Origin of the sequence: Nostoc sp. ChiQUE02, from assembly GCF_034531305.2 — a bacterium.
GTDB lineage: Bacteria > Cyanobacteriota > Cyanobacteriia > Cyanobacteriales > Nostocaceae > Nostoc.
In genome coordinates, this window is the sequence record NZ_JAVRBN020000012.1 from 75,306 (window position 1) to 99,916 (window position 24,611).

The window sequence follows — 24,611 nt, forward strand, 5'->3', positions numbered from 1 at the left end:
CTACAATGGCTGTGACTTTATTTAAATAAAGTTTGTGATTGGTTCGCCTGGCTTTGCTTTTTTGAATTTTGTCCCAGTTTCACCAGTAGCAAATTTTTGTTTGACCTTGACATAAGCTTCATCAGGTAATGCCACATAACCAACACTATCTACCCACTTCCAAGAATTTTCTAGATAAAAATCTACAAATTCTTTGACTGCTGGCTTTGTATCTAAGGACTTTTTACTGACATAGATGAACAGAGGTCGAGATAAAGGTGTGTAGATATTTTTGATGACATTATCCACAGGAACTGGTTTTTCACATTTTCCTGTAGGACTTTCTACAGCAACTAAATTGAGTTTTTCCTGATTTTGAATGTAATAAGATATCCCGACGTAACCCAAGGCTGATACATCACCTGACACACCTTGTACCAGAAGGTTTTGATTGTGACTAGGAGTGTAATCTGTACGGCCATTCTTGGCTTTGCCAGTAACAGCTTGAGTCATATAATCAAATGTTCCAGTATCAGAAGCTGGAGCATAGAGCTTCAGTTTTTGGTTGGGGAATTTGGGATTCACTTGATTCCAAGTCAAGATTTTACCATCTGATTTAGCACCCCAAATTTTGCCAAGTTCCTTAATAGTTAGACATTTGGCGAAGTTATTTTGACGGTTAGCAATCACGGCGATGCCGTCTAAAGCTATAGGCAACTCGACAAATTCAATATTCTTACTTTTACATTTTTTGATTTCTTCATCTCGAATAGTACGAGAAGCACCAGCTATATCAATATCGCCATTACAAAATTTACTGAAACCACCACCAGTACCACTTGAGGCCACACTAACTTTAGCTTCAGGCTTACTTCTGCCGTATTCTTCTGCGACTGCTAAAGAAACAGGAAACCCAACAGCAGCACCATCAATACTCACCTGACTTTTCAATTCTTGTCCGCTGTTACAAGCAGTAATGCTGCTGGTAATAAGCATTAAAGATGTTATAAAAAAGCTATTCTGAAATCGGCTACGAAAGCTCATAAATTATCAATTGAGATAAAGTGACTGAGAATTCCTTATACTTGGCTATTTGCAAACTGTAGAGAATGTGGCATGAAAAAAAGAGATATCATGCTTTGCTCGCAGCTTGAACTTTGTCAAAAATTGCCCCATCTCCAAAAAACTTTTTCTGGATAATCTCCCAACCACCTAAATCTTGAGATGTGAATAAAGTTTTAATTGGCGGATGTTGTGATGCTACTTCTTGGGTTACAGTGGGGTTAACAGGACGATATTGTAATTTTGCAAATTCCCGTTGAGCTTCTGTTGAGTAAAGAAAATCAACAAATGCTTGTGCAACTTCTCTAGTACGGTGTTTATCAACGTTTTTATCGACTACCGCTACAGGATTATCAATGGAAATATTGACTTGGGGTACAACATAAGGCAACTTCGTCCCATTTTTCCCCGCCAAAATTACTTCATTTTCGTAGTTAATTAAGACATCTCCCTCACCTTTTTGGAAGAATAAATCGCTAGCCTCACGGGCATCTTTCGTTAAAATAGGGGTGTTTTTATAAACTTTGGTGACATAATCTAGCGCTGTCGCCTCATCACCGCCTGTTAGAGTTACCGAACCCCAGAAAGCTAAGAATTCCCAGATAGCAATACCAGAAGTTTTTGGGTTAGCTGCAATCACTTTCACGCCATCTTTTGCCAAGTCTGCCCAAGTCTGGATGCCTTTGGGGTTACCTTCGCGAGTTACGATCGCAGCAACCGATCTACTAACGATACCACTTCTCGGAGCTTTGGTTTCCCAACCTGTTTTAATCAAACCTGCTTGCTGAATTTTGTTGACATCCAGGGGAAGTGCCAAATGTACTATATCTGCTTCTTGCGAACCGTTAATGACAGCAGCCGTTTGAGCGCCAGAACCACCATAACTTTGCTCAAATGTAACGTTTTGGTTATGTTCTTGCTTCCACTTTTCGACAAATTTGGGAATTATCTGGTCATGAGCGGCTTTGGTGACAGAGAAAGAAACAAGTTTTAACTTAACATCATTTTTGCTAGCTGAACTGCTTCCAGAACAGGAGGCAACTGCTATACTCAAAAAAATACCTATTAAAAACAGACTTACAAAGCTTTGTACACCTTTTCCATTCAACCAATTGCTAATTGTGTGTTGATAGGAGAGTTTTATGCTCTGCAAAGCTTTCATAACATAAGCCTGCATCCCCTCACTTAGGAATTTACTTAATTGTGTCGCTTGTTGCCACTTGCTCATCAGAATTTACCCCTAAATCTACGGTATTTCTAGACGGATACCGTAATTAAGAGAATTATAGAGTATAGAGAATAATATTTATCATCTGGCTTCAATTTTTTTTACTAAGTGAGCAATAGTAGCAAAAAATCTGATTTACCAAGGAATTTCAAAAAACGGCTTTTTTCTGCTGGAAAGCGAAAAAATCTGATTGCATCCATACATAATTTTTGCTAAATAATATGTGATGAGTAATACCAAATAGTAGGAGAAAGTCGACTTTTTTTACCTTGTAAAGCTGTTTTGAAAACAAAGTAGCCGCACCACAGAATCTTGAATATGATATTTAGCGATCGCGCTCATTACTGAATCAGAATATAATGGGAATTGAAATGCGATCGCACCTGAGATCAAGTAGTACATTAAACTCCAAATTCTGACACCACCGAGTCTTCAATCGCCCCCAATGCTTTCAACGTGCCCATTGTCGCGGGCGTTAAACCTTTAACCCATTGATGTTCATACCTTCATAGAGTCGGTCAGCACTAAATTTGAAATCATTAACTCTCATAAAACCATTCTAAATTTCTCACGAGTTATCTAGTAATATTTAGTCCAACTTTGCATTAAATCGTAGCGTTTTTAAACTCAAAGTTACGCAAAGGTACGCGGAGTATTTTCAAAGAAAATTCGCCACGAATTAATGAGACGCTGTACCTAAAACATGAAAAGATAATTGGCATTTATCCTATTCATTAGTTGCTGCTTCCAGCCAGACTTCCACATCATCTGCTAGCAACTTCTGTGCTGCGTCCATCATTGATACTGCTATGTCTTTGAGGTCTTCGCGATTGTTCAAGTAAGTTTTCAACGCTTCCATTGGGTCGATGCTGCTACTTGCACTCAATTCAGGAATGCGGGGTCTAGCTAATTGACTCACTAATTCTGCTTGAATAGTGTAAGTATGAGCAGGACTTAAAGCAGTATGTAGAGAGGAACTATCAATTAAATCCATCTGTTCAGAGCGGAGTTTGTAAATTAGCCGCACTACAGCATCTTGAATATCATACTTAGCGATCGCTTTCATTAACAACGCTTGCGGCTCATCTGCTTTTGAGACATCCACCTCAATGGTGCGGAAAGTCCGAACTGTTAAGGGACAAAATTCCCACTCAGCCTTCCCCCGCTCCAGTTCCAGCATCACATAGCCTTTGTCTTCTTTTTCTTCACTAAAATCTACTCGCTCAATACTCCCTGGATAAATCACCGGTGGTTTGTTGGATTTATTCAGGTTCTGGTGGCGGTGGACGTGTCCCAACGCTACATAATCAAAACAAGGTCGCGTCAGCAAAGATAGGGGTAGAGTAAAGCCTTTACCTACTGCCAGAAAGCGTTCTGCGCCCAAGGTAGCATTGTCAGACATCAAGTGAGCCAAAAGCACAGTTGGCACATTGGGGTCAAGACGGCGAACTTCCCCTTCTAGAACAACTCGCAGGCGTTCTGTTAACAGTTGGTTGACTTCCGCCAAAGACAAACCTTCAGTCTCTTGGCGAGTCATCAGCGTGGAACGGGTCAGCCAAGGGAGGGTAATTACTTGCACTTTACCATTGCGGGTTTCGATGCAGTGAGTAGTTAATGTGTCACCAACAACAAATCCTGGCACTCCCAAAGTGCGGTAAATATTTAAACTCGCGCCTCCCTGTCCTTGGGAGTGTTGGTCATGGTTGCCTACCAACAGCACTGTTGGAATATTGGCATCCATGAGACGACGAAATTGGCTGGCAAAAGCTTGTTGTACATAAGGCGGTGGTGTAGCATCCGGGAAAGCATCGCCACCAAATATCACCATATCAACAGCATCTGTCAGCGCTCGGTCAATACATATAGACAAGGTATTGACAAAATCCTCCAGTCGTGTATTTAATCCAGTCGCGGGATTAATTCGTCCGTGGGAGAAGCCGCTTCCCATGTGGATGTCGGAGAGATGGAGGATTTTAATCATATTTGTCCTTAGTCCTTAGTCATTTGTCCTTTGTTTAATACTAATGACTAATGACTAATGACCAATGACTAAATATGAATTCCACATTCTGTTTTATCACTTCCCCGCCAACGTCCGGCGCGTTCGTCTTCGCCTTCCCCTACTTTGGTGGTGATGGGTTCGTCGCCTATGCTGGGATAACCTTTGTCGTGTAGAGGGTTGTAGATGACTCCATGTTCAGCCACGTAAACCCAACTGTCTTGGCGTGTCCAGGTAGCGATAGGATTTACTTTTAGCCGACCTTTACCATCTAATTCAAATATGGGCATATTCGCACGGGTTACTGCTTGGTCACGGCGGCGTCCAGTGATCCAAGCGACGCTGTTGAGTTCGTCTAGACCCCGTAGCAGTGGTTCAATTTTTGTAATGTGGTGGAATTTTGCAATATCCTTGTCCCAAAGTTTGTCACCATATTTGGCTTCAAAGGCTTCGCGGGTGTCTAGGTCTGGAGTTTTGAAAGTTTGCAGATCCAGGTTGTAGATTTGTATGGCTTTGGCTACTAACTCTAGGCTTTCAGGGAAGTGGTGCAAGGTGTCGAGAAAGATCACAGGAACGGGATGCTTCAGTTCACTGTAAAGAATATGGGTAATTATCATGTCATCCACGTTAAAGGCGCTTGTTTGCACCAGTCCCGTTGGGATATTCTCTATAGACCATGCCAGTATTTCTTTGGGAGTGGCAGTTTCAAATTGTTGATTTAATTTTTCTAAGTCAAAAGCGATCGTTTGGTTTCTAGATGCCGTGGAAACTGTCATGATAATCTTCTGTTCAAATATTTTTACCTTGACTAAAATTTATTTTACCCCATAAAGGCGCGTATTCCGCTCGGAGATAAGGTAATTATTCTGTTCGGAAATTACTACATTGTGGAACTGGAGAATGGGGAGTGGGGAGATCGGGAGATTAACCCATTGTAAGTAAAAATTAGCACCTCAGTACAAATGAAGTTTTTACTAAGAAACTTTACGGTAATTTAAGTTTTACAATGGTTATATAGATATTTATACTGATTTTGATATGGTTAAGGAACAATTAATAAAAAGGATTTTACTTAAATGAACAATTCAAAATTCAGCAATCCACTAGGCCAATCTATAATTATGGGCGCTTTAATGATGTTAACCAGCGTTGGCATTATTACAATAATGAACTTTTTCTAAGATAAAGATTTCTAATTCTAGCAATAAGACTTCACATAGTCCTGCTCAAAACTGAGTGGGGCTTTTACTTTTATTATCCAGATAAATCCGTGTATATTAACTTTCTTCTATGAATTGCGGCAGAAAATAATTTGGAAGCCGTGTTTTTACGTAGTTTTGCAATCAGAGAATTTCAAATAGGGATGCGATCGCTATTTACCTTATATCAAGTCCGGTTAATCACTTATGATTACCACATCTGTGCAAAAATCGTAAAAGCCTCTTTCCCCCTGCTCCCTGCCCCCTGCTCCCTGCCCCTTGCCCCCTGCGGTCTAAATGATAAGTCTTTACCCGAACACGTTATTACTCCTAGTGACCGACTGGCGCTTTCGCTCCTGCACCGCCTTTACCCAGAAATAGCAACAAAGGTAATGAGCAAAGGAACCCTACCCCTACCACTCGAAAGCAATCTGCGTAAGACAAAACCGCAGCTTGAGTATCTACTGTTTGACTTAATAAAGCTAGTGCTTGTTGTTGAGCGGTTGTCGCATCCATGCCTTGACCTTGGAGTGCCCCGTTGAGTGCATCGAGGCGCTGACTGGTTTCTGGGTCATAAGGACTAAGTTTTGCTAATAGGATGGCTCGATGAAAAGCTTCTCGTCGGTCAAGCAAAGTGGTGAGTAGGGCAATGCCGATGCTACCACCCAGTTGTCGGGTGAGGTTGTAGAAACCAGAGCCAGCAGAAATATCCTGTTTGGGTAAGGGGCCTAAAACTGCCAAACTCAAAGGGAGAAACATAAATACAGTAAAAGCCCCACGCCATACCAATGGCCAAAATAAATCATCTATGCCAGTTTGTGGGGTAATTGCTGCTAGTTGAAACATGACTCCAGATGATCCAACAGCGCCCATTGCAATTAAAAATCGGGCATCAATTTTACTAGACAGTTTGCCTAATAAAACCATAACGATCGCAGATGCTAAAGCACCAGGCGCTAACAATAGTCCTGTCTGCGTTGCCGTAAAGTGCAGCACACTCTGAGCAAATATCGGCACAGCAAAGAGTGTGCCATAAAGCCCCATACCCACCACTGCTGAGAGAACGCTTCCCGCAGCTAAAGAACGGTGACGCAAAACTCTCAAATCCACAGCAGGGTGATCTGTTTTCACTTCTCGCCAAATAAACAACCCCAAACCGATAATACTGGCGATCGCTAACGTGGTGATGAAACTGGAGGAAAACCAGTCTTCTTTCTCTCCTTCCTCTAACAAAGTTTGCATACAGCCAATAGCAATAACCAAAAACCCGATCCCAAACCAATCGACGGCTTGGCTTTGTGTCTCACTTTTGTCTTTGTCTTTTGGCAAAAATGCCAATGACATTGCCACTGCAACGATCCCGAAGGGGATATTAACAAAGAAAATCCACCGCCAGCCTAAACCATCTACCAAGAATCCTCCTAAAGTTGGGCCAATGGCTGGCCCGGCAATTACACCTACTCCAAAAACTGCCTGTGCCAGACCTTGTTCAGCAGGTGGAAAAGTCTCGAACAAAATCGCTTGGGCTTTAGCTAGCAATCCGCCACCACACAAACCTTGAAGAATTCGGGAAATAACTAGCATTGGTAAATTAAATGCCAAACCGCATAAAACCGAGGCCAGGGTAAAGCCAATCAACGAGAAAATAAAGTAGGTTTTGCGTCCAAAGTAATCTCCCAGCCATGCAGATAAGGGAATTAAGACAACATTTGCGATCGCATATCCAGTTACTACCCAACCCACTTCACTGACAGTTGCACCAAGGCTGGCTTGGATATCTGTCAGGGCAACGTTGACAATACTGGTATCAATTACTTCTAAGATTGCACCAAGGGAAGCCGTAAAAGCGATCGCCCACTTCAATGGCCCGTGGACATAACCAAATTGGTCAAAACTAGAACGTTTAATGTTGGTAGCCATTATTTAGCACAAGTAATATTTGGCAGATGTCAAGCAATGCCTTGGTTGGGCTACGCTTGCGCCAAAGCTAAAATTAAATATTGTATATATACGCTACGGTAGCGTATCATATAAGAACGGTCAAGAGAGTTTTTAATGAAAAGTGGCAGAAATACCTATGCTAAAGATGGATGGTCATTGCTGCTGTTTTAGTGCTTAGGAAATAAGTTCTGGACTGATTTATTCCCCGTAGGGTATGTTTTATGCCCAAAAGTAGGAGCAAATGACCAAGAAGATATTGCTTGGGGATGATATTTTATGAGTAAGCAAATCAACAGCACCTCTGGACGCCCACGCAGCATCCACGCCGACCAAGCTATCCTGCAAGCGACCTTAGATTTGCTTGCAGAGGTAGGATATGAAAGCATGAGTATAGAAGCGATCGCTTCCCGTGCTGGAGTTGGTAAAACGACCATCTATCGGCGTTACACTTCCAAAGAAGAACTAGTTGCAGACGCTATAGAAAGTCTCAGAGATGATTTAGCGATCCCCGATACTGGCAGCTTTTGGGGAGACATGGATATTTTGATAAATAATGCCGCCAAAAAAATAGATAGTCCCCTTGGTCGTCAGACACTCGCCCTAATCATTAGTACAGCGTCTAGCAATCCTCAGTTTGCAGAGGTCTATTGGACAAAGTATACAAAACTCCGACGTGAAGCCTTTGCTAAAGTACTTGAGCGTGCCATGTCCAGAGGTGAAATTCACAAGGATGCAGACGTAGACTTAATTATCGATCTTGTGAGTGGGTCACTATATTATGCACTGATCTTCAAACCCACAACCGAGCCAGTAGAAGCATACATGCGCCGTACAATGAATCTTCTCCTCAAAGGCATTGGCATTACTTAAAGGGGCATTGAGAATTGGGAAGAAGCAGGGGAGCAGGGGGCAGGGGGCAAGGGGGAGAATAAAAATTACCTCTTTCACCTCTGCTCCCTGCTCCCTGCCCCTCTGCCTCTTCCCCACTCCCTACTCCCAACTTGTTAGCAAAATAACTTTTCAGTACAGGTCATAAATGAGATGATGGAGTAATTAGAGAAAAAGGTGAACAATTGTTATTTTTCTCCTTCCGCTTCTGGTTGCAGAATAGCATCACAGTATTGAATGAGGGTTGTCAAGCGATCGCTAATCGTTTGAAGTCTCGTTTGTGCAGTAGATGCTTGCCGCGCTCCTTGCAAAAACATCACATCTATTTGCAACAAGCGCAATTGCTTGCTCATCTCCGTTTGATAAGACTGCACTTGCCAGTTTTCATCAGCCAAAGGCACAATCTGCTGACCAAAAAATTGCTGCAACGAGGCTACACGCTGTCGCAGTTCGGGCGCAACGATTGGGGTAGTTGTGGCATCGGAGCGTAATTGCTCTAGCAAGGTTACGAGTGCTAGATATTTCTCACGGTTTAAAGACATCCAGTGCTAGTTAAGATAGTATTAATGTCAAGTAATTTTTCTTCTACAATAAACTTTCTTAAAGACTTATCAGCACTAAAAGCCTCAAATCATGGTTTGAGGCTTTGTTTGCCATCAATGGATTTTCTTTTATGATCCTTGAAACTCAAACTGGATGACTACCATTGGCAATTGGAGAATCATCCTTACACTTTTTTCTACCCGTTTCTGGGCGACAGCATCTTCTTAGGTTGATGCTGCCAATTTTATTTATCATTCACTTATCTACCGATCCTATCCAAACCCAATAGTATGAGCAGTCTAGCTATAAATTCATCAGTTGAACTAGCCATTCCGGAATGGTTAAAAAAATGTTTAAAGGAGTCATCCACAAATAGCGGCGCAGCGGAAGATGACCGAAGGCATAGTGATACAGTCTTGATTGGTCGCGCGTTTGAATTTGCTTATCAACTGCATCAAGGTCAATACCGCAAATCGGGAGAACCATACATTGCTCATCCCATTGCTGTGGCTGAATTGCTGCGTGACTTGGGAGGTAGTGCTGCTATGATAGCAGCTGGATTTCTCCATGATGTAGTTGAAGATACAGAAGTTACAAGTCAAGAAATAGAAGAACGTTTTGGCCCAGAAGTACGGCAATTGGTCGAAGGTGTTACCAAGCTTTCTAAAATCAATTTCACCAGCAAAACCGAAAGCCAAGCCGAAAACTTCCGGCGGATGTTTTTGGCAATGGCGCAAGATATTCGGGTAATTGTGGTGAAATTGGCAGATCGTTTGCATAATATGCGAACTTTACAATACATGTCAGAGGCCAGCCGCCGCCGCAGTGCTCAAGAAACGCGAGATATCTTTGCACCCTTAGCAAATCGCTTGGGGATCTGGCGGATTAAATGGGAACTGGAAGATTTGGCTTTTAAATATTTGGAACCGGAAGCTTTCCGCCAAATGCAAGAGCATGTTTCCGAAAAACGGACGGCGCGAGAAGAGAAATTGGCCAAAGCTACAGATATTTTGCGGGAACGTTTGCAGCAAGCTGGAATCCAATTTCAGGATATCAGCGGTCGTCCCAAACACCTTTATAGCATTTACCAAAAAATGCACCGACAGCAAAAGGAATTTCATGAAATTTACGATTTGGCGGCGCTGCGGATTATTGTCCAAACCAATGAGGAATGCTATCGGGCGTTGGCGGTGGTTCATGATGCTTTTCGCCCAATTCCTGGGAGATTTAAGGACTACATTGGATTGCCAAAGCCTAACCGTTACCAGTCGTTGCATACTGGGGTGATTGGACTAACAGGCCGTCCTTTAGAGGTGCAAATTCGGACAATCGAAATGCATCATATCGCCGAGTACGGGATTGCCGCCCATTGGAAGTACAAAGAAACAGGAGGTTCTAGTATTAGCCATTTGACAGCGACAGATGACAAGTTTACTTGGCTGCGGCAGCTGCTGGAATGGCAAACCGATCTCAAGGATGCACAAGAATATCTTGACAGTGTAAAAGATAATCTATTTGAAGATGATGTCTATGTCTTCACCCCTAAGGGGGATGTTGTTCCTTTAAGTCCTGGTGCTACCACTGTAGATTTTGCTTATCGCATTCATACGGAAGTGGGGAACCATTGTGCAGGGGCGCGGGTGAATGGGCGAATGGTGCCACTGTCAACGCGGCTGCAAAATGGCGATATTGTAGAGGTTCTAACCCAAAAGAATTGCCATCCGAGTTTGGATTGGTTGAACTTCGTCAGAACTTCGGCGGCGAAATATCGGATAAAACAATGGTACAAGCGATCGCGCCGGGAAGAAAATGTCGCCCGTGGACGGGAATTGTTAGAAAAGGAACTTGGGAAAACTGGTTTTGAAAGTTTGTTGAAGTCGGATGCGATGGAGACTGTTGCCGAAAAATGTAACTACCACAGCGTGGAAGATTTACTCGCTGGTTTGGGTTACGGTGAAGTAACGTTAAACCTAGTATTAAATCGCTGGCGAGAAGTAGCGAAGGGACAACAACCAGTTTCCACTGTGCCGCTATTTGTCCCCAAAGAATCAACTACATCAAAAGCTTTGCGAGATGCACCTCCAACCACTTCTCGCACCGTAGATTCGCCAATTTTTGGGGTTGAAGGTTTGGTATATTATTTAGCTGGGTGTTGTACCCCGATTCCTGGCGAACCGATTATTGGTGTGGTGACGCGAGGTAGGGGGATTTCAATTCATCGCCAAGGCTGCCATAATCTAGAGACTGTGGAGTATGAGCGCTTAGTACCAGTTAGATGGAACCCAGCCGCCGAAAATAGTGGTCGTCCGCACACTTACCCAGTGGATGTTCAAATTGAAGCTCTTGACCGCGTAGGGGTGCTAAAAGATATTTTGTCACGGTTAAGTGACCAAGGAATCAATGTCCGCCATGCCCAGGTGAAAACCTCTACTGGTCAACCTGCATTGATCGACTTAGGAATAGATATACGCGATCGCTCTCAACTAGAGCAAGTGTTCGTCCAAATTAAGAAAATGACTGACATTTTGAATATCCGCCGCGTTGGTCAAATTGACGAGTAGGTGTCCCAATTGGTAGGTGCGTTAACGCAGTATAACGCACCAATTTAAGTTGCAATTTTACTCTCAAGTTTTAAATTTTCAGTTGTAGCAAAGCGACAGTCATACCTGAGCAATTGTTTCTAATGGCAAAATTACTGTAAATGTAGACCCTTTTCCTAGCTGTGAATCTACTTTGATTTCACCATCCATTAACTGAACCAATCGAGAGACTATTGCTAAACCTAATCCTGTACCATCAGAACTTTTCACTTGAGGAGCAGTTACTTCACGAAAATAGGGATTGAAGATTTGTGCTTGAGCATCTAGAGAAATACCAATACCACTATCGGTAACGGAGATAGCCCACTGCTGTTGAGATATCGTCCAGCACTCCAAATAAATTGAACCAGATTGTGTGTAGCGAATTGCGTTACTCAGCAGATTTGTCAGAATTTGCTGAAGCCGAAGAGGATCTGTGATAACTTGACTTGGAGCGCGTTCGCATTCAACAACCAAGGATAATTCTTTAGCACGCGCTAATGGCTCAATCATCTCTAAAACAAAGTTGATTAAACTACGCACATCGGTTAAAGTAGGCTGCAATTTCATCTGTCCGGCATCATAGCGCGAAATTTCCAGAGTATCGTTAATTAACCGGACAAGAAGTCTACCGCTCTTGAGAACTCGCTCGATACTTTCAAGATTTGCATAGGTGTCCTTGAGTTCTGGTTGTTGACGCTGCTGGCGCAGAAATAAGTCTGCGTAACCGATGATTGAAGTGAGGGGCGTTTTCAGTTCATGAGCCAAATGAGAGAGACTATCTTTATTAGCGCGAACCAAACGAGTTAGCTCTTGGTTAGTCAACCGCAACTGACTTTGGAGTTGTTTAAGCTCTTGTAATCGTCCTTGAGTATAACTGTTAAAGCAACGAGCGATCGCTTCATCAATTACTGTATCGATCAGGCGAACAGCCCTTAGCACCTCTTGTGCAGATCCCTGTAATAAATCGTCTTCTAAAAAGGAAAAAATCACAAACCGCAGTAAACGATATTCTCGCGCAATTTCCGCTGGTTCAAATCCCTGTTGGGCGCGAAGTGTGCCGTGTTCTAAACTTGCATCTACTACTGTCTGCAAATCGCTCGTTGCAGATTCAGAAAGTACTGTTGCTAACGCTTTTAAAACGCGGGGTAAGCTATCCCGTACAGCTTTGAAAGTAAGTTCATTAGTAGCTTCAATTTGTTGATCCTGGTAAACCGCTTCTACCCATTGATCGAGAATGGCATCACTTTTTGCAATTAGAGTCTGACTAAAATCCATCTTTTGCCCAACCAAACACAGCGAAGCCTTTTCCACTAGAGGTAGATTAGTACGTTTAATGTCAAGTTCGCACCTGACAGAAGATAGAGGTTAATGAAAAGACAGCTTCTTGCTGAACTAATCACTTTAGCTTATTTCACCATAAATGCAAAAGCGATCGCTTAACCAAGTAGATTGTGGTTACAGACATAGTAGTACAACTCAAGACTATTAATAAAATTGCCAGTGTATTTATATAAATATATTTTGCAGAGACGTGATTAATCGCGTCTCTTAGTTTTTACGGACATCCCAAAATAACTTTAATTTTTCTTCGTTATATATTCTGATGTGGCTAAGTGATATAGCAGCTAAATTGGGCAGATTAGAAAATTATAAAAATTTGATAAAGTATGTCCAAACTTCTGGTTAGTCAATATCACACAGAAGTAGAAAGAATCATACAGTATGGCGGTTCACGTAAAGAAACATCGATTCGGGTTGCATTTCAAAACTTAGTCAATGAATATTGCAAACCTAGAGAATTTAGACTTATCCCCGAACTAGATTATAAAACACCTAGCGGCAAACTTGTTTATCCAGATGGCACAGTTAAAGATGCTTTGCGTTTGGATTGGGGCTACTGGGAAAGTAAAGATGAATATGATAATTTAGACCAAGAAATTGAGAAAAAGCTTATAAAAGGCTATCCAGATAGTAACATTCTATTTGAAGACTCGCAAACAGCGGTTTTAATTCAGGGTGGACAAGAAACCATGCGCGTCCCGATGAAAGATCCTGACGCACTGGATGGAATAATTACATATTTTATTAACTATGTTCGCCCGGAAGTTAAAGATTTTCGTGAGGCGATTGAAACTTTTAAAAAAGACTTACCGACTGTTTTAAATGCTTTGCGTGACTTAATTGATAGTCAAATCGAAACAAACGCAGCTTTTCAAACAGCGAGAGCTAAATTTTGGAATATCTGCAAAGAATCAATTAATCCTGAAGTTACTTTGCTGGATGTTAGAGAAATGATGATTCAGCATATTTTAACTGAAGATATCTTTATCAGCATCTTCAATGAATCTCAGTTTCATCGAGAAAATAATATTGCTCGTGAATTAAAAACTATCATCGATACCTTTTTTACAGGTAGTACTAAAAAAAATACTCTTGGTACTATTGAGCGTTACTATGGAGTCATTAGAAGAACTGCTGCGAATATTTATAATCATCATGAAAAGCAGAAGTTTTTAAAAGTGCTTTATGAGAATTTCTATAAAGCATATAATCCGAAAGCGGCTGACAGGCTAGGTATTGTCTATACGCCGAATGAAATTGTACGCTTCATGATTGAAAGTGTAGATTATTTAGTTCATAAAAATTTTGGTAAGCTGCTAGCTGATAAAGATGTAGAAATTTTAGATCCGGCTACAGGAACTGGCACTTTCATTACTGAATTAATTGATTATTTGCCTAAAAATAATCTGGAATATAAATATAAGCATGAAATTCATTGTAATGAGGTGGCGATTTTACCTTATTACATCGCTAATTTGAATATTGAATACACCTATAAGCAAAAGATGGGTGAATATCAAGAGTTTGAAAATATTTGTTTTGTCGATACGTTGGAACATACATCATTTGCAGGCAAGCAGATGAATTTGCTTTCGCTGAGTGTAGAAAATACAGAGAGAATTAAACGGCAGAATGAAAGTAAAATATCAGTGATTATTGGTAATCCGCCTTACAATGCAAATCAAGCGAATGAAAATGATAATAATAAAAATCGCTTATATCCAGAAATAGACAAGTTAATTAAAGATAGTTACGTCAAATATAGTAATGCCCAAAAAACCAAAGTTTATGATATGTATGCCCGTTTCTTTCGCTGGGCAACAAACAAGTTAAATGAAAATGGTATTTTGGCTTTTATTACAAACTCATCTTTTATCAATGCGAAAACTTTTGATGGATTTAGAAAAGCTGTTAATGATGACTTCAGCGAAATTTATATTATTGATTTAGGTGGGGATGTAAGAGCCAATCCTAAAATATCAGGAACTAAGCATAATGTTTTTGGAATTCAAGCTGGCATTGCTGTTAGCTTTATGGTAAAGAAAAAGGAAAGAAGTAGCGGAGCGTGTAAAATTTTTTTCAGCCATAGATCAGAATTTGAAACAGCAGAGGATAAGCTAAGGTTTCTGGCAGAAACTAAGTTATCTCAAATTAATTTTGAACACATTACACCAGATAAAAGGAACAACTGGATAAACTTTACTGATAATGATTTTGATAGCTTGTTCCCATTAGCTAACAAGGAAACTAAACTTGGTAAAAGCAAGAAAGATGAGTATGCTGTTTTTAAGTTGTTTTCGTTGGGTGTTGTTACTGCAAGAGATGAGTGGGTTTATGACGATTGCTTTGAAAATCTGGAGAAAAAAATCCAATATCTAATTCAGGTTTATAATCAAGATGTTGAGAAATATTATGGAAAATTACATCAGTATAAAACTGTAGCTATTGATTCTAGTATTAAGTGGAGCAGAGCTGTTAAGAAAGATTTGATAAAAGGTGAAAAATATAGCTTTAAAGAAAGTTGTTTTATAGATGCTTTATACAGACCATTTGTAAAAAGAAAACTTTATTTTAATAAGAATTTAAATGAAATACAATATCAGCAGAGCCAAATATTCGGTCAAAATGTTGATAATAAAGCAATTTTGTTTACTGCTGGAAGTAGATTAAATTTTGCAGCTATTGCTTCAAACATCTTGCCTGACTATGCAATTTATTCATTAGATATGGTACAATGTCTTCCCCTCTACCGCTACGACAAAGAAGGGAACCGCATCGACAACATCACTGACTGGGGATTAGCACAATTCCAAACTCACTACAACGACTCTACAATTACCAAATTAGATATTTTCCACTATACTTACGCAGTCTTGCACAATCCTGCCTACCGTACTAAATACGAACTTAATCTGAAACGAGAATTTCCCCGCTTACCCTTGTACGATGACTTTCACCAATGGGTTAACTGGGGTAAAGAGTTGATGTATTTGCACATCAATTATGAAACTATCGAACCCTATCCTTTAAAACGAATTGATTTGCCTTTGGCTAAAGGTAATAACAAGACACCAAAGGCAAGACTCAAAAGCGATATAACGAAAGGAACCATAATTTTAGATGATGTTACAACTCTAGAAGGCATCCCTAATATTACTTGGGAATATCGCCTTGGCAACCGTTGTGCTTTAGAATGGATTTTAGATCAATACAAAGAAAAGAAACTTAAAGACCCTACAATTGCGGAAAAATTCAATACATATCGCTTTGCAGATTACAAAGAACAAGTGATAGATTTATTACAAAGAGTTTGCACTGTCAGCGTGGAAACAATGCAGATTCTTCAACAGATGTAAGGATAAAGCAGCAATCAGCGTTATACTTTTTAGTATCAATACCAAGAGTGCATAGAGAAAAAATTATATGGCTATCCATAAAGGTATCTCGGTAATGATGGATGATTAATATTGATTAGTGTATATATTAGTTCCAATCCCCATGCAACAGTTATTTCCTGGAGAGGTATTCGCCAACACTGCTGATTTTGACACTGGTATTCGCCAACTGTTACCGCGATACGATGAGATGTTGGAGGTAATTGCCCGTTGTCTACCTTCCACAAGTCGGCGTATTTTAGAATTAGGTTGTGGTACAGGAGAACTTAGTCTCAAGATACTCAACCGCTTTCCAGATGCCCAAGTAATTGCCTTAGATTACTCACCTCGAATGCTGCAATTTGCCCAAGATAAAATCACCGAAGTTGGATATCAAAAACGGTGGGTTGGTATTCAAGCAGATTTTGGCGACTGGGCAAATAATCCAGATAACTTGAATATTGGTAGCGAATTTGATACTTGTGTTTCATCCTTGGCAATCCACCATCTCCAGGATGAGATGAAATTGAAGTTATTTGAGCGAATTGTTGCTAGCCTGACTCAAGACGGCTGTTTTTGGAATGCAGACCCTACTTTACCAGAATCACCAGCCTTAGCAGAAGTTTACAAAGCGGCACGAGAGGAATGGTCAGTTCAACAGGGAACTAGTTTAACAGAGATTCGCGCCAAGCTTGGCGCAAGCAGCACCCAAGGTTACTCCAGTCAAGACCAGCTAGCTAGCTTGGATGCTCATTTAGAAATGTTGAGCAAAGCTGGATTTAAGACAGTTGCAGTACCTTGGAAATATTATGGACTGGCGGTGTTTGGTGGCTGGCTGTGAAAATTTGAGGTTTTGGATGGATGTCTAGATTTGGGATTCACCTGTCTCTGGTGGGTATTTATAGCATTAACAGCTTGATAGTAACAAAACAGCAATAAATAACATTATTTCTCTTGATCAGAACTAATATATAAACGCATTAGGTCTGTAAAGGAGGACTTGCTAACTCACGCAAGGTTTTTGGCTATAACTTGCGGTAATTAAGCTAGCTTTGTATTTTTATACAATATTTCCACATCAGAAGTACCCGTGAGGGTACTATCAATCCTCCACAGACCTATCCGAAAATACAGAGTAGAAAATTTTAATCATAAAGAAACCAGAGACACGCGATTTAGATTCGTTTTTCTGCTCGTTTCAAAAGTGGAGTTAAAGCCACTGTTTGCCATCACTTAGTTTCAAAAGGAGAATATCTTGGATGGCTCGAAATAAAAAGAAATCAGCCGGGTTCAAGTATGAGCATCCACTTTACTCTAGATGCCCTATATGTTGTATTGTCCCGCCCCACATGCTGGAAAATGTCGTGGTGAATGGGAATCCCCAGCAGCGGAGTTGGGCTTTTCATACATTAAATGTTTCAGCACAGTTTCGTGGACGCAGAGACGTTGTAGGTACTATCTCATTTGCACCTTCTCCGGGTGAGAAGCGCCGCACCATCTACGATGCGAAAAGTGGGCAGCAACTTCCTGGTACACTAGTGCGCGGTGAGGGAGAGCCACCAAGCAGTGATGCAACGGTGAATGAAGCCTACGATGGTGCTGGTGCTACTTATGATTTATTTTATGAAATATTCGATCGCAATTCGATTGACGACAAAGGACTACGTTTAGATTCCACCGTGCATTATGGCGTTAAATATGACAACGCCTTTTGGAACGGCGACCAAATGGTTTATGGTGATGGCGACGGAGAACTGTTTCAACGCTTCACCAAGTCAATAGATGTGATTGGGCATGAACTAGCTCATGGTATAACTCAATACGAAGCAGGTTTACAGTATTATGGCGAACCTGGGGCGCTGAATGAATCATTTTCTGATGTCTTTGGTTCCTTGGTGAAACAAAAGACCAAAAATCAGACTGCACAAGAGGCAGATTGGCTGATTGGCGAAGGTCTTTTGGTACCGACTGTCAAAGGTGTTGCCCTCCGCTCGATGAAAGCACCAGGAACAGCATACGATGATCCAGTATTGGGTAAAGATCCCCAACCAGCCCATGTGAAAGATAAATATACAGGTGTTGAAGATAATGCTGGGGTGCATATCAACTCAGGAATCCCTAACCATGCCTTTTATCTAGCGGCTGTTGAGATTGGTGGCTATGCCTGGGAAAAAACAGGTAAAATATGGTACATAGCTTTACGCGATCGCTTGCGTGCCAAAGCAGATTTTAAAAAAGCTGCCAACGTCACGATTCAAATTGCTGGCGAACTCTACGGTAATGACAGTCATGAGCAAAAAGCTGTGCAGAACGCTTGGCAAAAGGTAGGAGTTATTTAGAATTAGGAGTTAGGAGAGACGCGATTAATCGCGTCTGTACAAGAGTTAGGAGTTTTTTCTTAACTTCTAACACCTAATTCTTAACTCTTAACTTTTAGATGTACTACTTGTTGTTGCTAAACTGGGAGGTGAAAACTATCATCTCCCAGTCTTTGTATTTCTCCTAACTAAGTAGCACAACGGAGAGCAAAAAAATGCGGATATCGTTAGAACGCACGGGCGGCTTTGCTGGGATTACCAAGAAAACAACCGTTGATACAGACACTCTCCCGCCAAACGAAGCCAGCACACTTCCCCGATTGGTAGAAGCTGCTGATTTATTTAGGCTACCTGAACATATTACTTCGCCAAATCCCCAGAGCGATCGCTTTCAGTATAAGTTGACAGTAGAAGATAACGGCAAGCAGCATACAGTGACTGTCAGTGAAGCAGCATTACCAGGAACCTTAAGGCCCCTGATTGAATGGCTACAGAACATCTCACAAAAAAGGTAATTTGCGGAATTAACAATTGAATTTTGAGAGGAAAATCCAGTCAACACAATATCAATATAAAATTGAATGCCTAAGGAGAAGCATATAACCAGGAGAATGTGAAGTCGTGGGCGAAGAAAATATCAATTTTAATTCCGCAGAAAAAAACCAAAGTAATGATTTTTTGCATGTAGCATCTATAAAAGAGGATTGGGGTGGAGACGGTAGAGGGCGCATGAACCTATCGGGAAGGCGCACAGCAATCTCCAAAGAGTATGTACCTCGCCAGTACCAGTACTTTGATACGAATGAGTTACCAGAAGAACACGCATGGCGCATCAGTGGAATGCCAGAGGATGTAGTAGCTGGAAGCCGTCGATTACTTACTTGGCATGATAGTGGTGCATCAACCTCAAGAGTTGTAATACCACGGCAGTTTGAAGCACCGTCTGGCTTCTTTACTTCTGATTTGGAGATTTTCGTGCTTAGGGGTGCAATCCAAGTGGGAGAGTGGCACTTAAGCAAGCATGGCTACTCCTTTATCCCCGCAGGAGTCAGAGTAGGCCCTTGGAAAGTGCTAGGTGATGAGGAAGTGGAAATCCTCTGGATGGAAAACGGCTCTCTCAAGTATAAATATGCGCTAAACGATCATCCAGATGCTAAGTTAAGTGGCTTCATCCCAGCATTGGATAGCAAATTGCTACCGTGGGGCGATACAGAAACAGTTCAATTTGTACAAGCACATAAGAAGTGGCTAAGGAGAGATAGTAACGGGGGTGGAGTCTGGCTGCTTGCTATCTTGCCACATTATGATGGCAATTCCCCAATGATTCAATGTTATAACGAGGAAGGGTATTGCCTAGCTGGATACTGTGATATTGGAGACTACCGATTTGTAAAGGATTACTTTGGTTATATTCCCACCTTTACCACCTCTCCTTGGCACAGAACAGATGATGGTTCCTTATTCTTTATCCGCGTTGATAGAGATTTATCACAAGTTGCAACAGTCTTGTCATATATACCCCAAGACACGTAGCTTTTTTAAGCAGCGAGGTTTCCATGTGGATTACTAGAAGGTCTTTTTAAATAACGTCCAGTGGGTGAACCCAAAACCTGTCCGTTGTTGTAAATAAGATTTCCACGCAAAAAGGTACTCTTTACTCGCCCAGTTAACTCTACTCCTTCAAAGGGTGTATAACCTTGTTGTGATTCCGACTCAGCAGCATGTACCACAAAGCTTTCATTGGGGTCTACCAACACCAAATCAGCATCATAACCAATAGCAATATCACCTTTTTCTAACAAACCAAAGCGCCGAGATGGATTCCAAGACAGCAACTTAGCCATCTGGTTGTAAGACATTCCCCGCTTACTACCTTCACTAAATACACCAGAAAGTAAATATTCTGTACCACCAAAACCAGACTTTGCTAACCAAATATTATTCGGGTCTTTAGCACTTCTTTTTTGTTCAGCAGAACAGCAAGCATGGTCACTAACTATCCAATCTACTTGATTGTTCAATACTGCTTGCCATAAGTATTCCACATCAGCACGGGGACGGATAGGGGGGTTTACCTTTGCCCAAATTGTATTAGGAGTATCGACATCTAATAGCAAATGCCCAACAGTAACTTCTCGCCGAAAGTTGATATGAGGAAAAGCAGTTTGCATAGTCAAAGCTGCTTCCATTGCTTTACGCGAACTTAGGTGCAACAAATTGATATTTGCACAGTTAGTCTCATGCGCTAAATAAGAAGCAATGCAAATTGCTAAACCTTCGGAATGAGGTGGACGTGCTGCACTATAGGCGTGTAATCCGCTAAGAGTTGAATCGTTTTCAACTATTTTGGTATAGGCGTTGAGAATTTCTGCAACTTCGCAGTGCAAACTCAAGCTGATAGTATCTCGCGCTTCTGGATGTTCTGCCATCAAGCGAGTTAGACCACGCATAATAAATTCAAAATGAGCAAAATCGTACCGTTCATCTTTATTAATCATTAAAAAGAGGTTTTGCTGGTCTGACAAACCATGCAGCCCATATCCACCATAAAACATGAAAATTTTAAACGAAGATACACCGTGTTCTTCAAACAATAAAGGTATTTCGTCGATATGCTGGCTAGCTATAGGTGCAATGTGATAGCTGTAATCTACAAAAAAATTACCTGCCGATAAGGCCAACACCTCTGGAAAAAAATCGCGGTAGGAGCCGCCTTTGTTCAAATAATACTGTCCTGTACGGATGTAATTTAAGCTGGTAGTCACGCCTCCCATTGCGGCTGCTTTAGTTTCAGTCACAGCATCTTTGTCGAGGGATTGATAAATGCCGATGTGCATGTGGGCATCCACGACCCCAGGAAAGCCCAGCAAGTTTTTGCCATCAAATACCTCTTTGCCTGTGTCTGCGCTAATATTAGGGGCAATCTGAGCAAATTTCCCATCCTTAATTCCTAAATCGAGTAGTTCGATTGCATCCTGATGGGGACGAACTACCCGCACATTTTTGATAATTTGATCTAATAGGGGAGTTTCAGACACAGTAGACCTCGCACTAAAATGAGTTTAGTCAGGAATTCCAACATCGAATCGGGGCGAAGACCAAATCCCATAATTATATAACGGTTTTTTATGAAATCATCTTCAGGAGAAAAGACAATGGAAAGTTTTAATGAGTATCATCTAGACCCAAAGGAATTTACTTTTCTCAAAAGTTTTGAAGAGAACTGGCAAGTGATTAGAGATGAGTTTACCCGCTTTATTAAGGATGCATCTCATGAGGAGTTAAAACTCACTTATGAGATTTTGGGACCTAAAAGTAAAACGATTAAAACCAAGGGTGATGCCAAATACAGCGCTTTTGGTATTTTATTTCAAGGTATGTTTATTGAAAAATATATTCAGGTGCATCAAATACAATATCCTGATTATGGGTCAGATTATGCATCGCAAAAAGCACTCGCATTAAGAGAGAAATATTTCTCAAATTTGTCTAAGGTAATAGAAAAAGTTAACTTTAGCGATGATGAGATAATTAGAAACGTGTATTATGGTACTTTCCATCCAGGCTTGGATATCAAGCTACATGTGAACTATAACCCTCACATGAATCGTGGCTATCTAGGATTAATTGTGCCAGAGGGGGATGTGGCTATGAAAATATGTCATGACCAGCTTTATTGGCATGAAGGAAAATTTCTGGTTTTAGATCACAGCTATCCACACTGTCCGCATAATTACACTAATTATGATAGAACTGTCTTAGTTGTAGACTTTTTTAAACCGGATAAACCTAGAGAGGAAGTTATCCAATTTGAGAAAGAGCAAGTTACACAACGGATGCAAGATAATCCTTACAGCTTAGGTGTTTTTGGTAAAAGTGATAAAGCTAAAGAAGAAGATTTTATCAAGTATGGTTTAGCTCATCAATTAGAGTGGGACAAAGCTTTATAAGCCTAATGTAATGCATCTTAGATTGTTGATAGTGCGTTATCCTTTCAGCTAACGCACCTAGATTTATATTTCTTAAATAAGATTGGTAAATGAACGCAAAAACCTACAGAAAGTTAATAGTAAAGCAACTTAATCAAGATTTTAAATATGCTGTTGAAATTGTCGAAATTCCTATTGACAAACCTACTGCTAGTGAAGTTGTGATTCAAAATAAATTTGCTGGCGTTAACGGTGGCTTTGACACCTTACTTTGTCGTGGTGATGTTCCTTATATCAACTCAATTCCTCCCTTTGATTTAGGTGTGGAAGCTGTAGGAAGAGTTGTGGCTATGGGTGAAAATGTCAAAGATTTTCAAATAGGTGATGCTGTAGTAACAACTTGGCGTGGTGGTGGCTATCGAGAATATCAGGTTATCGATGCAAACTTAGCGGTGAAGGTGCGGGAAGCAACACCAGAGTTGCTAACACTAATGCCTACAGGTATATCAGCTTTGGTTGCATTGGAACAAGTGGGGGAAATGAAAAGTAATGAAGTGGTTTTAGTGACAGCAGCAGCAGGGGGAACTGGTCATATTGCGGTGCAATTGGCAAAGTTAGCTGGGAATCATGTCATTGGTACTTGCAGTTCTGAGGCGAAAGCAAAGTTACTCAGAGAATTAGGGTGCGATCGCATTATCAACTATCGTACAGAAAATCTCAATCAAGTCCTCAAGCAAGAATACCCCAATGGGATTAATTTAATTTTCGACTGTGTAGGTAAAACTGTATTTGATACCTGCGTTGAAAACTTGGCAGTGCGGGGACGCTTAGTAGTGGTTGGTTTTATCTCCGAATACGCAAATAATGTAGAGCAAATTACACAACCACGCATTTATCATCAGCTATTTTGGAAAGCAGCTTCTGTGAAAGGCTTTCTCATGTCTCATTATAAAGAATATATGGTAGAGGCACGCGATCGCCTCTTAAACCTGTTCTACACAGACAAGCTCAAAGTTGCCATTGACCCAACACAGTTTCTAGGCATAGAATCAGTACCCGACGCTGTAGAATATCTCCTCAGTGGTCAGAATTGTGGCAAAGTGGTTGTGAGGTTTTAAGTAACACGGTATTAGTTTATATCCAGTCGGGGGTGAGAATGACACAAAATTCAGAAAATACTTTAAAAGTTGCTCAACAGGCATTTGAGAATCTTACACATGGTATGGCAACAGGAGAGTGGCAAGCATTGTTAGATATGCTCACAGAAGATTTCACCCTTTGGTTTCCAATGGGAAAATTCCACGGTTTAAATGTCGGAAAAGAGCGAGCTAGAGAATTTTTCGAGTACGTTTTTGAATCCTTCAATCCTGGTTTAAACCTAACTGGTCTAGACCGTGTTACTAGCAATGAAACAACGGCTGTCTTTGAATTTCGGGATGAGGGACTTTTGTTCGGACAGCCGTACAAAAATCGGGTAGCAGTTTCCTTTGATGTACGTGGAGACAAAATTTGTGGCTATAGAGAATACTTTGGCAGCGATGGAAAATCGTATTAAATAATTCGTAATGACGCTCTCTTTGTTCGCGCAGCGTGTCGCAGACAGACGCAGCGCGTAGCTTGCTTCTCTGTAAGAGTACGCGGACTCGCTACCGCTTTGCTAACGTAGTTACGAATTATTTAATTTACTTTTCTTAGTTCCTCTCAGGGTTTTGTTCGTTGATTTCTCTACATTTAGCCTCTGCGGCTTGATATGCTGCCAAGTAGTCTTGACCACCCAACATCACATCACCGTAATATTCATAAGGTGGATCGCCATAGATTGGCAAGGGATCGTCTTCTGGATAATCTTCTTTCGATTCTTCAATGATGGCTTTGAGTTTTTTAATGGTCAGCCTTTGTGCTGCAAAATACCAGAGTTCTTGGGGATTTTTATTCAGGTGCGGTAATGTGGGATCGATAATGCGTACAAGGGAGTCATTATCCGAGGTATCGCCTAGCTCAATCCAACTGTGTTCAATCGGTCTATATGGCTTTCCAGCAAAAGCTAAAAATCCCTGAATATATCTTGCTCCCTCAGTGGACAATGCTGCTTTGTAAGCATTATCAAACGGGGTGCTAGCTCTGCTGTTTATCTGTTCAGCAATCTTGATTGACAGCGTCTCATCCAATAGTTTGTTCATCAATAGCAAGAATTAGAGCAGCCATGAAAACATCTTACCACTGCTACT

20 protein-coding genes are annotated in these 24,611 nt (G+C 41.0%); 10 read left to right on the top strand and 10 right to left on the bottom strand.

Going from position 1 to position 24,611, the window contains the following annotated elements; all coding sequences use genetic code 11:
- Positions 1-21: 21 nt before the first annotated feature.
- The 6 genes from RM347_RS15030 to RM347_RS15055 form a co-directional block, all read right to left on the bottom strand.
- Positions 22-1,023, bottom strand: coding sequence for a PstS family phosphate ABC transporter substrate-binding protein (locus RM347_RS15030; RefSeq protein WP_322716688.1), 1,002 nt, complete (start codon positions 1,021-1,023; stop codon positions 22-24).
- Positions 1,024-1,111: 88 nt separating this feature from the next.
- Positions 1,112-2,269, bottom strand: coding sequence for a sulfate ABC transporter substrate-binding protein (locus RM347_RS15035; protein WP_322716687.1), 1,158 nt, complete (start codon positions 2,267-2,269; stop codon positions 1,112-1,114).
- A gap of 264 nt (positions 2,270-2,533) precedes the next feature.
- Positions 2,534-2,671: a hypothetical protein gene (locus RM347_RS15040; protein ID WP_322716686.1), complete on the bottom strand. Its 138-nt coding sequence runs from the start codon at positions 2,669-2,671 to the stop codon at positions 2,534-2,536.
- 325 nt (positions 2,672-2,996) lie between these two features.
- Entirely contained in the window at positions 2,997-4,250 is a 1,254-nt protein-coding gene (locus RM347_RS15045; RefSeq protein WP_322716685.1) for an exonuclease SbcCD subunit D, read from the bottom strand.
- 68 nt (positions 4,251-4,318) lie between these two features.
- Positions 4,319-5,044, bottom strand: coding sequence for a phosphoadenosine phosphosulfate reductase (gene cysH, locus RM347_RS15050; protein ID WP_322716684.1), 726 nt, complete (start codon positions 5,042-5,044; stop codon positions 4,319-4,321).
- A gap of 753 nt (positions 5,045-5,797) precedes the next feature.
- The gene (locus RM347_RS15055) at positions 5,798-7,387 is read right to left on the bottom strand and encodes a DHA2 family efflux MFS transporter permease subunit (protein ID WP_322716683.1); all 1,590 of its coding nucleotides are present in this window, start codon (positions 7,385-7,387) and stop codon (positions 5,798-5,800) included.
- A gap of 297 nt (positions 7,388-7,684) precedes the next feature.
- Between RM347_RS15055 and RM347_RS15060 the strand changes: the two genes are divergently transcribed.
- The gene (locus tag RM347_RS15060) at positions 7,685-8,278 is read left to right on the top strand and encodes a TetR/AcrR family transcriptional regulator (RefSeq protein WP_322716682.1); all 594 of its coding nucleotides are present in this window, start codon (positions 7,685-7,687) and stop codon (positions 8,276-8,278) included.
- 206 nt (positions 8,279-8,484) lie between these two features.
- Here RM347_RS15060 and patD read toward each other — a convergent pair whose 3' ends face one another.
- Positions 8,485-8,838: a heterocyst frequency control protein PatD gene (patD, locus tag RM347_RS15065; protein ID WP_322716681.1), complete on the bottom strand. Its 354-nt coding sequence runs from the start codon at positions 8,836-8,838 to the stop codon at positions 8,485-8,487.
- A 291-nt stretch (positions 8,839-9,129) separates the two neighbouring features.
- Here patD and RM347_RS15070 point away from each other — a divergent pair, with 291 nt between their 5' ends.
- The gene (locus tag RM347_RS15070) at positions 9,130-11,400 is read left to right on the top strand and encodes a RelA/SpoT family protein (protein ID WP_322716680.1); all 2,271 of its coding nucleotides are present in this window, start codon (positions 9,130-9,132) and stop codon (positions 11,398-11,400) included.
- Between the two features lie 99 nt (positions 11,401-11,499).
- Here RM347_RS15070 and RM347_RS15075 read toward each other — a convergent pair whose 3' ends face one another.
- Positions 11,500-12,696: a HAMP domain-containing sensor histidine kinase gene (locus RM347_RS15075; protein WP_322716679.1), complete on the bottom strand. Its 1,197-nt coding sequence runs from the start codon at positions 12,694-12,696 to the stop codon at positions 11,500-11,502.
- A 392-nt stretch (positions 12,697-13,088) separates the two neighbouring features.
- Here RM347_RS15075 and RM347_RS15080 point away from each other — a divergent pair, with 392 nt between their 5' ends.
- From RM347_RS15080 to RM347_RS15100, 5 genes are all read left to right on the top strand, one after another.
- A complete protein-coding gene (locus RM347_RS15080; RefSeq protein WP_322716678.1) occupies positions 13,089-16,118 on the top strand; it encodes a type ISP restriction/modification enzyme in 3,030 nt (1,009 codons plus the stop codon).
- 142 nt (positions 16,119-16,260) lie between these two features.
- A complete protein-coding gene (locus tag RM347_RS15085; protein WP_322716677.1) occupies positions 16,261-16,977 on the top strand; it encodes a class I SAM-dependent methyltransferase in 717 nt (238 codons plus the stop codon).
- Between the two features lie 418 nt (positions 16,978-17,395).
- Complete coding sequence (locus tag RM347_RS15090) at positions 17,396-18,475, top strand: M4 family metallopeptidase (protein WP_322716676.1); 1,080 nt, start codon at positions 17,396-17,398, stop codon at positions 18,473-18,475.
- Between the two features lie 194 nt (positions 18,476-18,669).
- A complete protein-coding gene (locus RM347_RS15095; protein ID WP_322716675.1) occupies positions 18,670-18,969 on the top strand; it encodes a protealysin inhibitor emfourin in 300 nt (99 codons plus the stop codon).
- A 106-nt stretch (positions 18,970-19,075) separates the two neighbouring features.
- Positions 19,076-19,987, top strand: a complete 912-nt coding sequence (locus tag RM347_RS15100; RefSeq protein WP_322716674.1) for a DUF4437 domain-containing protein — start codon at positions 19,076-19,078, stop codon at positions 19,985-19,987.
- 5 nt (positions 19,988-19,992) lie between these two features.
- Here the strand turns inward: RM347_RS15100 and RM347_RS15105 are convergent, their stop codons facing one another.
- Entirely contained in the window at positions 19,993-21,492 is a 1,500-nt protein-coding gene (locus RM347_RS15105) for an amidohydrolase family protein (protein WP_322716673.1), read from the bottom strand.
- A 117-nt stretch (positions 21,493-21,609) separates the two neighbouring features.
- Here RM347_RS15105 and RM347_RS15110 point away from each other — a divergent pair, with 117 nt between their 5' ends.
- The 3 genes from RM347_RS15110 (at position 21,610) to RM347_RS15120 (ending at position 23,938) form a co-directional block, all read left to right on the top strand.
- Positions 21,610-22,404, top strand: coding sequence for an aspartyl/asparaginyl beta-hydroxylase domain-containing protein (locus tag RM347_RS15110; protein WP_322716749.1), 795 nt, complete (start codon positions 21,610-21,612; stop codon positions 22,402-22,404).
- An 89-nt stretch (positions 22,405-22,493) separates the two neighbouring features.
- Positions 22,494-23,501: a zinc-binding dehydrogenase gene (locus RM347_RS15115; protein WP_322716672.1), complete on the top strand. Its 1,008-nt coding sequence runs from the start codon at positions 22,494-22,496 to the stop codon at positions 23,499-23,501.
- A 38-nt stretch (positions 23,502-23,539) separates the two neighbouring features.
- Complete coding sequence (locus RM347_RS15120) at positions 23,540-23,938, top strand: nuclear transport factor 2 family protein (RefSeq protein WP_322716671.1); 399 nt, start codon at positions 23,540-23,542, stop codon at positions 23,936-23,938.
- 136 nt (positions 23,939-24,074) lie between these two features.
- Here the strand turns inward: RM347_RS15120 and RM347_RS15125 are convergent, their stop codons facing one another.
- Positions 24,075-24,563 carry a hypothetical protein gene (locus RM347_RS15125; RefSeq protein WP_322716670.1) on the bottom strand — a complete coding sequence of 163 codons (489 nt, stop codon included), beginning with the start codon at positions 24,561-24,563 and terminating at the stop codon, positions 24,075-24,077.
- Positions 24,564-24,611 lie beyond the last annotated feature (48 nt).